Annotated in this window: 11 protein-coding genes; 4 read left to right on the forward strand and 7 right to left on the reverse strand. The window is 72.6% G+C overall.

Features of this window, described 5'->3' with window-relative positions; all coding sequences use genetic code 11:
* Positions 1 to 4: 4 nt before the first annotated feature.
* Positions 5 to 2,047 carry an NAD(+) synthase gene (locus LQK93_RS06975; protein WP_374970818.1) on the reverse strand — a complete coding sequence of 681 codons (2,043 nt, stop codon included), beginning with the start codon at positions 2,045 to 2,047 and terminating at the stop codon, positions 5 to 7.
* Between the two features lie 138 nt (positions 2,048 to 2,185).
* Here LQK93_RS06975 and LQK93_RS06980 point away from each other — a divergent pair, with 138 nt between their 5' ends.
* A complete protein-coding gene (locus LQK93_RS06980; RefSeq protein WP_374970819.1) occupies positions 2,186 to 2,614 on the forward strand; it encodes a pyridoxamine 5'-phosphate oxidase family protein in 429 nt (142 codons plus the stop codon).
* Positions 2,615 to 3,090: 476 nt separating this feature from the next.
* Here the strand turns inward: LQK93_RS06980 and LQK93_RS06985 are convergent, their stop codons facing one another.
* Positions 3,091 to 4,284, reverse strand: coding sequence for a glycine C-acetyltransferase (locus LQK93_RS06985; RefSeq protein WP_374971466.1), 1,194 nt, complete (start codon positions 4,282 to 4,284; stop codon positions 3,091 to 3,093).
* Positions 4,285 to 4,514: 230 nt separating this feature from the next.
* On the opposite strand from LQK93_RS06985, the gene LQK93_RS06990 reads away from it, so the two are divergent.
* Together LQK93_RS06990 and LQK93_RS06995 are read left to right on the forward strand one after the other, a co-directional pair.
* Entirely contained in the window at positions 4,515 to 4,763 is a 249-nt protein-coding gene (locus LQK93_RS06990; RefSeq protein ID WP_374970820.1) for an SCO4226 family nickel-binding protein, read from the forward strand.
* A 46-nt stretch (positions 4,764 to 4,809) separates the two neighbouring features.
* Entirely contained in the window at positions 4,810 to 5,238 is a 429-nt protein-coding gene (locus LQK93_RS06995; RefSeq protein ID WP_374970821.1) for a TIGR03668 family PPOX class F420-dependent oxidoreductase, read from the forward strand.
* Here LQK93_RS06995 and LQK93_RS07000 read toward each other — a convergent pair.
* The 4 genes from LQK93_RS07000 to tdh form a co-directional block, all read right to left on the reverse strand.
* Positions 5,201 to 5,788 (reverse strand): dihydrofolate reductase family protein, encoded by a 588-nt coding sequence (locus LQK93_RS07000; RefSeq protein ID WP_374970822.1) that lies wholly within the window; start codon positions 5,786 to 5,788, stop codon positions 5,201 to 5,203. The genes LQK93_RS06995 and LQK93_RS07000 overlap by 38 nt on opposite strands.
* Before the next feature lie 30 nt (positions 5,789 to 5,818).
* Positions 5,819 to 7,384: a Na+/H+ antiporter gene (locus LQK93_RS07005; RefSeq protein WP_374970823.1), complete on the reverse strand. Its 1,566-nt coding sequence runs from the start codon at positions 7,382 to 7,384 to the stop codon at positions 5,819 to 5,821.
* Between the two features lie 146 nt (positions 7,385 to 7,530).
* The gene (locus LQK93_RS07010) at positions 7,531 to 8,208 is read right to left on the reverse strand and encodes an alpha/beta fold hydrolase (protein ID WP_374970824.1); all 678 of its coding nucleotides are present in this window, start codon (positions 8,206 to 8,208) and stop codon (positions 7,531 to 7,533) included.
* 11 nt (positions 8,209 to 8,219) lie between these two features.
* On the reverse strand, positions 8,220 to 9,257 hold the full coding sequence (gene tdh / locus LQK93_RS07015; protein WP_374970825.1) for an L-threonine 3-dehydrogenase: 1,038 nt from the start codon (positions 9,255 to 9,257) through the stop codon (positions 8,220 to 8,222).
* 33 nt (positions 9,258 to 9,290) lie between these two features.
* Between tdh and LQK93_RS07020 the strand changes: the two genes are divergently transcribed.
* Positions 9,291 to 9,836 (forward strand): Fur family transcriptional regulator, encoded by a 546-nt coding sequence (locus tag LQK93_RS07020; protein ID WP_374970826.1) that lies wholly within the window; start codon positions 9,291 to 9,293, stop codon positions 9,834 to 9,836.
* A 173-nt stretch (positions 9,837 to 10,009) separates the two neighbouring features.
* Here the strand turns inward: LQK93_RS07020 and LQK93_RS07025 are convergent, their stop codons facing one another.
* A complete protein-coding gene (locus LQK93_RS07025) occupies positions 10,010 to 12,223 on the reverse strand; it encodes an alpha-galactosidase (RefSeq protein WP_374970827.1) in 2,214 nt (737 codons plus the stop codon).
* Positions 12,224 to 12,247: the final 24 nt, after the last annotated feature.

Genomic DNA, 12,247 nt, shown 5'->3' on the forward strand with positions numbered 1-12,247 from the left:
CGGCTCAGGCCTCGGGCACGTTGGCGTCGAGCTCGCTCAGCCACGTCACCGGCGTGGCGTCGGACGGCATACGCCAGTCGCCGCGCGGCGAGAGCGAGCCGCCCGCGACGACCTTGGGCCCGTTCGGCAGGGCGGAGCGCTTGAACTGGTTGGCGAAGAAGCGCCGGATGAACACCTCGAGCCAGTGCCGGATCTCGCCGAGGTCGTATGCCGTCCGCTCGGCCAGGGGGTAGCCCGCGGGCCAGTCGCCGTCCTCGCTGTCGCGCCACGCATTCCACGCCAGGTAGGCGATCTTCGAGGGTCGGTAGCCGCGGCGCAGCACGTGGAAGAGCGTGAAGTCCTGCAGCGCGTACGGCCCGATCGCGGCCTGCGTGCTCTGCGGCGTGTCCCCCTCCTCGACGGGCACGAGCTCCGGGGAGATCTCCGTGCCGAGGATCGAGGTGAGCGTCTCGTTGACGGGCTCGTCGAACTGGCTGGACGACACGACCCAGCGGATGAGGTGCTGCATCAGCGTCTTCGGGACCCCGGTGTTGATGGCGTAGTGGCTCATCTGGTCGCCGACGCCGTAGGTGCACCAGCCCAGGGCGAGCTCGGACAGGTCGCCGGTGCCCAGGACGATGCCGCCACGCTGGTTGGCGATGCGGAACAGGTAGTCGTAGCGCAGGCCGGCCTGGACGTTCTCGAAGGTGACGTCGTAGACCTTCTCGCCGCGCCCGAACGGGTGCCCCATCGCCTGCAGCATCTGCATGGCGGCGGGGCGGATGTCGAGCTCCTCCCACGTGACGTCGAGCGCCTCCATCAGCGCGATCGCGTTGCTCTTGGTGTGGTCGCTCGTCGCGAAGCCCGGCATCGTGAAGGCGAGGATGTCGCTGCGCGGCCGGTCGAGCCGGTCCATCGCCTTGGCCGCCACGATGAGCGCGTGGGTGCTGTCGAGTCCGCCGCTGACCCCGATGACGATCTTCGGCTGGCCGATGGCGCGCAGCCGCTGCTCGAGGCCGGAGACCTGGATGTTGTAGGCCTCGTAGCAGTCGAGCGCGAGGCGGTCCTCGTCGTCGGGGACGAACGGGAAGCGGTCGATCTTGCGCAGCAGCCCGAGGTCGGCGGTCGGCGGGTCGAGCTGCAGGTCCACCGTGCGGAAGTCGCCAACGCGGGCTGCGTGGGTGCGGCGGTTGTCGTCGAACGTGCCCATCCGCTTGCGCTCCTGGCGCAGCAGGTCCAGGTCGACGTCGACGATCGAGCCCCGTGGCCCGTCGGGGAAGCGCTCGCTCTCGGCGAGCAGCTCGCCGAACTCGTAGACCATGGTCATGCCGTCCCACGACAGGTCGGTCGAGCTCTCGCCCTCGCCTGCCGCGGCATACAGGTAGGCGGCGACGCAGCGCGCGGAGGCGCTGCGGGCCAGCATGTGCCGGTCCTCGGCGCGGGCCACGGTGATCGGCGAGCCGGAGAGGTTGGCCAGGACCGTGGCGCCGGCCAGGGCGGCCTCGTGGCTGGGCGGCACCGGCACCCAGAAGTCCTCGCAGACCTCGACGTGGAGCACGAAGCCCGGCACGTCGGTGGCGCGGAAGAGCAGGTCGGGACCGAACGGCACCCTGTCGCCGGCGACGTCGATGGTCTGCCCGCGCTGGTCGTCGCCGGGCGCGAAGTGACGGCGCTCGTAGAACTCCCGGTAGGTCGGCAGGTACGACTTGGGCGCGGCCCCGAGGATGCGGCCCCGATGGATCACCACGGCGCAGTTGTAGACCCGGTTGCCCTTCTCGAGCGGCGCACCGACGACGACGACCGGCCTCAGGTCGGCAGTGGCCTCGGCCAGCCGGGCCAGCGCGTCGTCCACCGCGTCGAGGAGGGGGTCCTGCAGGAAGAGGTCGTCGACGGCATACCCCGACAGGCACAGCTCGGGGAAGATCGCGAGACCGACGCCGTCCTCGTCGAGCTCGCGCACCTGTGCGAGGACCGCGTCGGCGTTGCGCTCGGGGTCGACGGCCACGATCGGCACCGTGCAGGCGGCGACGCGCGCGAAGCCCTGGGCCCAGGAGCTGTAGAAGTCCATGGCAGACAGTCAATCGCACCGACCCTCGCCGGCTGCTTGTGACACGTGACTCGCCGCCGTCCCCTCCGGCGCGGACCGCAGGTTACTACCATTGGTAGTAGCAGGGCGGCGGTCCTGCGAGTCCCCGAGGAGGCCACCATGTCCGACCACGACCCGGTCCACGTCCTTCACCCCGAGGAGTCCTGGGGCTTCCTGCGGGAGCGCGAGTTCGGCCGTCTGGCCTTCCACCTCGGGGGGGAGGTGCACATCGTCCCGATCAACTACGCGCTGGACGGCGAGCGGCTGGTCTTCATGACCGCCGAGGGCAGCAAGCTCTTCGGGGTGACGGCCGACAAGGACGTCGCCTTCGAGGTCGACGAGATCGTCGGTGACCGCGCCACCAGCGTCATCGTGCGGGGGCGGGCCAAGACGCTCGAGGGCCAGGCTGCCTACGTCGTCGAGCGGCTGCCGGTCCGGCCGTGGGTGGACTACCCGAAGTCGGTCGTCGTGGCGATCGAGGTCGATGAGATCTCCGGGCGCCGCTTCGACCTCACCCGGCCCTGGCTGCGCGACCTGCCCACCGGCTGACCTCGTCGACCGTTGCGCCCAGCCCCCTGACCTTGGAACTGCGCCACGGCGCAGTTTGCGCCGCAGCCGCGACCTGAAACCAGCTGGAACTGCGCCACGGCACAGTTGCGGGCGCAGCCGCGACCTGAAACCAGCTGGAACTGCGCCACGGCGCGGTTCCAGGCCGCAGCGGGCCCTGAAATCGGCCGGAACTGCGCCACGGCGCAGTTTGCGGCCGCAGCCGCGACCTGAAACCACCTGAAACTGCGCCATGGCGCAGTTTGCAGCCGGCGGAGACGGGAGCGCCGGCTCAGCTGACAGCGACGCGCGCGAGCGTCTCGAGGTAGCGGCTGCCGACGGCGACCTCCCGTTCGGGCCTGCGTGACCGGTGGCGGTCCGTGCGTCCGTCAGCGGTCGGGGCGCCTCGTCAGTGTTCCGTCACTGACAAGGAGCCACAACGCGTACGGGAAGCCCCGCGGCGGACAAGACCGCGCGGCTCAGCCGACGGCGTCGCGGGCGGCGACGAACGCGTCGACGCACGCGCGTACGTCCGCCTCGGAGTGCGCGGCGGAGAGCTGGACGCGGATGCGGGCCTTGCCGCGCGGCACGACGGGGAAGCTGAAGGCGATGACGTAGACGCCGTTGCCGAGCATGTGGTCGGCGATCTGCGCCGCCCGCCGCGCCCCGTCCTCGCCGGGGAACATGACCGGGCGGATCGGGTGGGTGCCCGGCAGCAGCTCGAAGCCGGCGTCGGTCATGAGCGAGTGGAAGAGGGCCGTGTTGGCCTTGAGGGCCTCGCGCTTGTCCGTGGCGTCCTCGACGAGCTCGAGCGCGGCCATCGACCCCGCGACGACGGACGGCGCCACCGAGTTGCTGAAGAGGTAGGGACGGGAGCGCTGGCGCAGCAGGTCGACGATCTCCTGGTGGCTCGAGACGTAGCCGCCCGATGCCCCACCCAGTGCCTTGCCGAGCGTGCCGGTGAGGATGTCGACGCGGTCCATGACCCCGAAGAGCTCGGGCGTGCCGCGGCCGGCGTGGCCGACGAATCCGACCGCGTGCGAGTCGTCGACGAAGACGAGGGCGCCGAATTCGTCGGCCAGGTTGCAGATCCGGTCGAGCGGGGCGTACGACCCGTCCATCGAGAAGACGCCGTCGGTCACGACGACCGTGCGCCTGGCGCCGGCGTCGCGGGCCGCCTCGAGCTGGGCCCGCAGGTCGACCATGTCGGCGTTCTTGTAGCGGTAGCGCATCGCCTTGGACAGCCGGATGCCGTCGATGATCGAGGCGTGGTTGAGCTCGTCGCTGATGATCGCGTCCTCGGCGCCGAAGAGCACCTCGAAGAAGCCGCCGTTGGCGTCGAAGCACGACGAGTAGAGGATCGTCGCCTCGGTGCCGAGGAACTCGCTGATCTTGTGCTCGAGCGAGGTGTGCAGGGTCTGGGTGCCGCAGATGAAGCGCACCGACGCCATGCCGAAGCCCCACTTGTCGAGCGCCTTCTTCGACGCCTCGATGACGCCCGGGTCGTTGGCGAGGCCCAGGTAGTTGTTGGCGCAGAAGTTCAGCGCCTCCGCCTTGAGGGTCGTGATGTGCGCCGACTGCGGCGAGGTCAGCTCGCGCTCGTTCTTGTAGAGGCCGGCGTCGCGGATCTCCTGCAGGGTCGCGGCGATCTCGTCCTTGACCGATCCGTACATGGTGTGTCCTTCACGCGTCGTGCCGGGTGGCGGGGCGGCTGGCGCCCCCAGCGTATGCCGCCGGGCGGGCTCCTCCGGACGGGCCATGGCCAGCAGGTCGCGGAGGATGTCCGGCATCCGCGTCAGCAGCGGCATGCACGTCGCCCGGATTCCCCTGCGGACGCTGCCGGGCGCGCGTAGCGTGACTCGGATCCACGGGCCAGGGGATCGAGCACCGAGCGAGGCCAGCCATGCCAGAGTTCATGGACGTCCACACCAACATGCCGGGTGTCACCTCGGAGGCGCTGATGGCAGCGCACCAGGCCGACCTCGACATCCAGGGCGACGAGGGAGTGAACTTCAAGCACGCGTGGGCCGACCCGCGGACCGGCCACGTCTTCTGCCTGTCGGAGGGACCGAGCGCGGACGCCGTGCGGCGCATCCACGAGCGCACCGGGCACCCGGCCGACGAGATCCACGAGATCACCGTCACCGCCTGAGGTCGGGGGCTCCGCTGCCGCGACCCCGGGGTCTAGGGTCGTCGGGATGGACGACGACCTGCGGGTGCGGTTCGCCGCAGCGCGGGTGGCGCGGCTCGCGACGGTGCGACCCGACGGCCGGCCGCACCTCGTGCCGGTCGTCTTCGCCGTGCTGCCGGGCGCGGGCGGTGACGTCGTGTGGAGCGCCGTCGACGACAAGCCGAAGTCGACGCGGTCGCTTCAGCGGCTCGCCAACGTCGAGGCCAACCCGGCCGCCACCCTGCTCGTGGACCACTTCGAGGACGACTGGACGCGGCTGTGGTGGGTCCGCGTGGACGGCCGCGCCGCGGTCGTCCAGGTCGATGAGCCGGGCGCCGACGAGGCCCTCGAGGCGCTGGCCGCGAAGTACCCGCAGTACGCCGCCTCCCGGCCGCCGGGTCCCCTGCTGCGCGTCGACGTCACCCGGTGGGCGGGATGGACGGGCTCGGGCGCCTGACGGCATACCTTGCGTAGGTCGTGCCGCCGGCGAAGCGGCGGGCGTCGAGGAGCGCGAGGTCGAGGCGTATGCCGTCCGGCAGGGCCGGCGTCCCGCCGCCGACGACCGCGGGGACCGTCAGCAGGCGCAGCTCGTCGACGATGCCGGCGCGCAGCGCCTCGGCTGCGAGCGTGGGACCGCCGATGCTGACGTCGCGGTCCGAGGATGCCGCGAGCTGCGCGGCGGCCGCGGGGTCGAAGCCCCGCTCCAGCCGGGTGCGGGCACTCGTGACCGACTCCAGCGTGCGGGAGTGGACGACCTTGTCTGCGGCCTGCCAGATGCGGGCGTAGTCCTGGGTCACGGCATCCCCGGGGCCGTCGGTGGGGGCGGTCTCCCAGAAGACCATCGTCTCGTAGAGGCGACGCCCGCAGAGGTAGGTGCCGACCTCGCGCTCGAGGTCGTTGACGAAGGCGTGCACCTCGGAGTCCGGTGCGGCCCAGTCGAACCGGCCGGCCGCGTCGTTCACGTAGCCGTCGAGGGAGCAGATGGTCGTGTAGACGAGTCGGCCCATGGGCCCGACTCTGCCACGGCCCGGCGCCCGTCAGGCGAAGTCGCGCAGGGCGCGGTTCTCGATGTCGCGCAGCACCTCGTCGGCGCTGCCGGCCGAGACCTCGCCGCGACGGCGCGCCTCGAGGACGAGCTGCCGCTCGACGTCGCTCGCGCGGCTCAGCACCGCCTCCAGCTCGCGAGCGCGCCGGTCGCTCGCCTCGTCCTGGCCCGACCGGGCCCGGTGGATGCTCTGCTGCGCCGTCACGTAGCCCTCGTACTGCGCGAGGGCGGCCGCACGCACGTCGTCGTCGAGCGTGGACGCCTCGTCGCGGATCTGCTGCAGTGCAGCCCTGCTCGCCCGCAGGCGCAGCTGCGCGACCTCGCCCGACTCGTCCGCGTCGCTGCCGACGTGCAGCCACTTCGTCAGGGGCGTCAGCGTCAGCCCCTGGACCACGAGGGTCACGAGGACGGCCACGAGCGCCACGACCACGAGCTCGTCGCGGTGGGGCAGCGGCGCGCCGGAGGAGACCATCTCGGGAAGGGCGACGGCCGTCGCCACGGTGACGACCCCGCGCATCCCGGCCCAGGCGACCACCGTGGACTCGCGCCAGCCGGTCGGCACGGGCAGGTCGCGGCGGCGGGCCCGCAACCGGCTGAGCCAGGCCGCGGGATAGATCCAGGCGGCCCGGAAGACGACGAGCGATCCCACCACGAGCAGCGTCAGTCGCATCGTCTCCGGACCGGTCGACGTCGACCGGATGACCGCCACGAGCTCGAACCCGAGCAGCGTGAAGACCATGCTGGTGATGAGGAAGTCGGCGTAGCTCCATACCGCCCGGCCCAGCAGCCAGCCGCCGGAGGTCGTGGCGTCGTGGGCGTAGGTCCGCAGGTACAGGCCGAGCACCAGCACGGCGAGGACGCCTGAGCCGTTGACGTGCTCGGCACCGACGTACGCCAGGAACGGCACGAGCACCGTCACGGTCGTCTCGGCGTACGCGTCGTGGATCCTCGCGAGCGCGAACCGGGCGAGGACGCCGAGGACGACACCGACGAGCACGCCGAGGACGACGGCCTCGACGAGCTCCAGGGCGACCTGCCCGCCCGTGAGGCCACCGGTGACCGCCGCGACGAGCGCCACCTTGTAGGCCACGAGCGCCGTCGCGTCGTTGAACATGCCCTCGCCCTCGAGGATGGTGACGAGACGGTGCGGCAGGCGCAGCCGCCGGGCCACGGCCGTCGCCGCGACGGGGTCGGGCGGGGACACGATGGCGCCGAGCACCCAGGCCACCGCCCAGGGCAGGCCGGCCGCGTGCGCCACGACGGCCACGACGGCCACCGTGGCCAGGGTCAGACCGACCGCCAGCGTGAAGACCGCCCCGGCGTGCTGGCGGAACTCGGTGACGGTCGTGCGCTGCGTGGCCGCGAAGAGCAGGGGTGGCAGGACCACGGGGAGGATGAGCGAGGGATCGAAGGAGAGCGGGTTGACCGGCGTGACGAGCGCGACGGCGAGGCCGAAGATCGTCAGGAGCACCGGTTGCGGCACCCGGACCCGGTCCGCGAGCGGGGTGAGCACGATGACGCCGAGCGTGACGACGAGGACCAGCAGCAGGGTGCTCACCGTCCGAACCTACGTCCCGGCGAGGCGGAGCGCGCCGCGCCGCGGGGGTGACCGGCTCGGTGCCGGGGCTCAGTCCCCGCCCAGCGGGTGCGCGAGGGGAGCGTTGACGGGCTCGCTCGTCGGCGTCGGCCGCGGGGGCCGGGCGGTCACGCCGGCTCCTGGTCCTCGTCGAGGAAGGCCTGTGTGAGGTCGGCGAGCTCGCGCGCCGACTCGGTGTTGAGGAGAGGACCGGCACCGTCGATCACCTGCAGGCGCGCGGTAGGCAGCTGCTGCGAGAGCTCCTGCGCCGCAACGACTCCCGCCTTGTCGCGCGAGCCGGCCACGACCAGGACGGGCGCCGTGACGGTGCGCAGCGACTCGGTGCCGTCGAAGCCCTTGAGCGCGTCGAGGACGGCGAGCATCCGCGGCCGCGAGACGCCGGCGTCGACGAGCTTGCTCTGGGGCACGAGCCGCATGGCGAGCCGCTGCATCCGCAGGGCCCCCTTGGACGGGCGCACGAGCGCGCCGCCGAGCACGAGGCGCCCGACGAGCTCGGGACGCTCGACGGCCAGGCGCAGCGCCACGCTGGCCCCGACCGACACCCCGACGAAGTCGGCCCGGCGCACACCCTGCAGCTCGAGCTCGTCCGCGACGCCCGCGGCCGCGGCCCCGAGGTCGAAGCCGACGGGGTCCTTGGGCTTGAGACCCTTCATCCACGGGGCCGTCATCGGGCGCCCCGCGCCGTAGGCGGACACGAAGTCCTGCCACGCGATCGGCGACTGGCCGAGGCCGTGGAGGAGGACGAGCGGGCGGGGGCGGGCGTCGGGGCCAGGGGCGGACGGCATACGGAATCCCTTCAGCTCCAGTCGAGGAGGACCTTGCCGCACTGGCCCGAGCGGGCGGTGTCGAAGGCCTCCTCCCACTGCTCGGCGGGGAACCGGTGGGTGATGACCTGCGTGACGGCGGAGCGGAAGCGCTCGGAGGTCGCGATCATCTGCGACATCGCGTACCAGGTGTCGTACATCTCGCGGCCGTAGATGCCCTTGAGCGTGATCATGTGGGTGATCACCTTGCCCCAGTCGAGCTCGTAGGACTGGTGCGGCAGCCCGAGCAGCGCGATGCGACCGCCGTGGTTCATGTTCGTGATCATGTCGGTGACGGCCGGAGCGGCGCCCGACATCTCCAGGCCGATGTCGAAGCCCTCCTTCATCCCGAGGTGGGCCTGCGCGTCGGCGAGGCTCTCGCGGGTCACGTTGATCGTCAGGTCCGCGCCGGCGTGCTCGGCGAGGGCGAGCCGGTAGTCGCTGGCATCGCTGACCACGACGTAGCGCGCGCCGGCGTGCCGGGCGATCGCGGCGGCCATGACGCCGATCGGGCCGGCTCCGGTGATGACGACGTCCTCGCCGACCATCGGCCACTGCAGGGCGGTGTGGGTGGCGTTGCCGAGCGGGTCGAAGACGGCGCCGAGGTCGGGGTCGAGGTCCTCCGGCTGCACCCACACGTTGGTGGCCGGGATGACGACGAAGTCGGCGAAGGCGCCGTCGCGGTTGACGCCGATGCCCTGGGTGCGGATGCACAGGTGCCGGCGGCCGGCGCGGCAGTTGCGGCACGTGCCGCAGACGATGTGCCCCTCGCCCGAGGCGCGGTCGCCGACCTTGACCTCGGTGACGTCCTCGCCGACCTCGACGACCTCGCCGTAGAACTCGTGGCCGATGACGAGCGGTGGCTTGACGGTGGACTCGGCCCACTCGTCCCAGCCGGCCAGGTGCAGGTCGGTGCCGCAGATGCCGGCACGCAGGACGCGGATCTTGACGTCGCCGGGCCCGCACTCGGGCTCCGGACGGTCGACGAGGGACAGGCCAGGGCCTGCGGACAGCTTGGTGAGGGCGCGCACGGGGGAGAGTCTGCCACTGCCGATAATGGGGTCGTGGCCACCTCAGCGGACCGCTCCCCCGACCGCGACACCGACCGCCGCACCGACAGTGCCCGCGTCGCCGAGGCCGTCGCCCGGCTGCGGTCCGCGGGTGAGCGCGTCACGACGGCGCGGTATGCCGTCCTGCGGGTCGTCGACGCTGCCGACCTCGCCGACGAGCACCTGAGTGCCGAGCAGATCGGGGCCCGGGTGGCCGAGGCGGAGCCGGCCGTGCACCGAGCCACCGTCTACCGGACGCTCACCTCGCTCGTGGAGACCGGCGTGCTCTCGCACGTGCACCTCGGCGGCGCGGCCACCGTCTACCACCTCACCGAGCCGGCAGCCTCCGTCGACGTGCACCCGGAGCGGCACGACCACGCCCACGTGCAGTGCCATGACTGCGGGCGCGTCTTCGACGTGCCCCCGGAGGTCTTCGACGGCGTGCGGGCGCGGCTGCGCGCCGACCTCGGCTTCGAGCTGCACACGAGCCATGCGGCCCTCCTCGGCACCTGCCGCGACTGCGCCGCCGACGCGACACCCGCCGCCCCCGACCGCGCCTGATCCCGCCCAGCTCGCCTGACCTTCAACCGTCGAAAGGCCATTCTTTGCGGGTGACGCGCAGTCGAGTGGCCAGTCTCTGCCACGAACGTTGACCTCTCGACGGGCGGAGACCCGCGAACTTTGGCCTCTCGACGGTTGGGGGCAGGGGCGGGACGAGTGAGGGGTGGGACGGGTCAGAGGGCGCGGAGCTCGAGAAGGTAGCCCTGGGCGGGGCCGAGGACGGGCACCGGGAGGCCGACCCTCGCCAGGACCGCCCCCGGCACCACGAGGCCCTCGTCCGAGAGCGCCGCTCCCCACCAAGCGGGTGGGGTGTGCTGCACGACAGCAGGCAGTCCGGCCTCGGGGCGGACGCGGACGGCATACGACAGCGTCTCGTCGAGGCCGGGAAGGGGCAGCGCGCCGGTCACGGCGTCCCGTCCCGTGACGAGCCGCGCGACCGTGTATGCCGCGTGGCGACGCTCGGCGTCCAGCGTGCCGGTCACGAGGACCGTCCCGTCCGGGCTCTCGGAGCGCACCAGGTCGCCGGTGTGCAGGAGCGGGCGCAGCTCTCGCGCCAGCGCCGTCCACGCGGCGAGCACCTCGAGCTCCTCGGCGGAGCACGTCGTGATGTCCCACTCGAGCCCGGCGTGGCCCTGCAGCGCCATGAGCAGGCGGAAGCCGAGGTCGACGGTGCGGTGGCTGGTGTGGGCGACGGCAGGGCCGACGTGGGTGCCCATCAGCTCCGGCGGCACGAGCAGGCTCGTCCAGCGCTGGATGCTGGCCCGCTCGAGGGCGTCGTTGCAGTCGCTCGTCCAGATGCGGTCGGTGTGCTCGAGCACGCCCAGGTCCACGCGACCGCCGCCGCTGCTGCACGACTCGATCTCGAGCCGCGGGTGCCGGGCGCGCAGGTCGTCGAGCAGGCGGTAGAAGGCGAGCGTGTGGGCGTGCACGGCCGGCGCGTCGATCCGTCGGCGGTCCCCCCGCTCCACGGTGTGCACCGCCTCGAGCAGGTCGCGGTTGTGGTCCCACTTGATGTAGTCGATCCCGTACTCCGTGACCAACCCGCTGATCCGCTCGAGCAGCTGCTCGCGCGCGTCGTCGCGGGTCAGGTCGAGCAGCTGCTGGTGGCGCCACTCTCGCGGTGACCCGGCGGCCGGGCGCAGCACCCAGTGGGGGTGGGCGCGCACGAGCTCGCTGTCCTCGTTGACCATCTCCGGCTCGAACCACAGCCCGAACTCGAGCCCGAGGCCCTTGACGTGGTCCACGAGGGGCCCGAGGCCCTCGGGCCACACATCGCCCGAGACGACCCAGTCACCGAGGCCCGCGCGGTCGTGGCGCCGGCTGCCGAACCAGCCGTCGTCGAGGACGAAACGCTCGACGCCGATGCGGGCGGCCGTGTCGGCCAGGGCTTTCAGGTGGTCGAGGTCGGTCTCGAAGTAGACCGCCTCCCACGTGTTCAGCACGACGGGCCGCGGTCGCGACGGGTGGCGAGGCCGGGCCCGCAGGCTGCCGTGCAGGCGGCGTGAGAGCCCGTCGAGGCCCTCGGTGGAGTGGACGAAGACCACCGTCGGGGCGGCATACGTCTCCCCGGGGTAGAGGCGAACCTCACCGGGCGCGAGCAGCTCACCGCCGCCGAGGACGGCGTGGTGGCGTCCGGCGCCCTCGGGCAGCGACTCGACGAGGTGCTCGTGGTTGCCGCTCCAGGCGGTGTGCACGGCCCAGACCTCCCCTGTGCGCCAGTCGAACCCGCGCGTGCCGGCCATGAGCAGCAGCGTCGCGTCGTGGCCCGTGCGACCCCGGCGGCTGGCCCGCAGGTGCGTGCCGTGGTCGAGGCGGCTGCGCTGCGGCGCGCGCTCACGGCACCAGCGGCCGGTGAGGTCGAGCACCTCGTCGGCGCGCACCGGCAGCGGCAGGATCGCCCGCAGCGCGGAGACGTCGAGCGGCGCGGGGCCGTTGCCCTCGTTCGTCAGCGACGCATCGACACGCAGGACCCCGTGCTCGTCGAGCGAGTGCCGCAGCTCGAGCCGTATGCCGTCACCCGAGCTCGCGCTCGTCACGAGCGCCGTGCCCTCGGCGGCGCAGGTGACGTCGTGCCAGCGGACTGCGCCCACAGCGCCCCCGCGGTGTCCGGCCCACCCGGGCGTGCCCGACCAGCCGTCGGCCTCCCCGGGCAGGACGGTCAGTGGCCACGGCTCGTCGAGGGCGCTCGGCGGCGCCGGTGGCGTCGTGACGGCGGTCAGGGCGGCATACGTGCTCGGTCCACCGTGGAGGGCGGGGCCCCAGTGGACCACCTCTGGGAGGGCGGCCCCGTCGGCTCGCGGAAGGAGCACGAGCGCCGTGCCGGCGGACTCGAGGATGTGCACGTCGGTGCCGGTCGCACCGGCCGGGGAGTGGGAGCTCAGGGACACGGCACACTCGCCTTCGGGTCGATG

The organism is Terrabacter sp. BE26 (assembly GCF_041941675.1).
Classification (GTDB): domain Bacteria; phylum Actinomycetota; class Actinomycetes; order Actinomycetales; family Dermatophilaceae; genus Terrabacter.

Bases quoted from the DNA above. Each gene is read 5' to 3' on its own strand.
- LQK93_RS06985 (WP_374971466.1), bottom strand. From the start codon at position 4,284: ATGTACGGATCGGTCAAGGACGAGATCGCCGCGACCCTGCAGGAGATC.
- LQK93_RS07000 (WP_374970822.1), bottom strand. From the start codon at position 5,788: ATGGGCCGACTCGTCTACACGACCATCTGCTCCCTCGACGGCTACGTG.
- LQK93_RS07010 (WP_374970824.1), bottom strand. From the start codon at position 8,208: ATGCCGTCCGCCCCTGGCCCCGACGCCCGCCCCCGCCCGCTCGTCCTC.
- LQK93_RS06995 (WP_374970821.1), top strand. From the start codon at position 4,810: ATGGACGACGACCTGCGGGTGCGGTTCGCCGCAGCGCGGGTGGCGCGG.
- LQK93_RS06990 (WP_374970820.1), top strand. From the start codon at position 4,515: ATGCCAGAGTTCATGGACGTCCACACCAACATGCCGGGTGTCACCTCG.
- LQK93_RS06980 (WP_374970819.1), top strand. From the start codon at position 2,186: ATGTCCGACCACGACCCGGTCCACGTCCTTCACCCCGAGGAGTCCTGG.
- LQK93_RS06975 (WP_374970818.1), bottom strand. From the start codon at position 2,047: ATGGACTTCTACAGCTCCTGGGCCCAGGGCTTCGCGCGCGTCGCCGCC.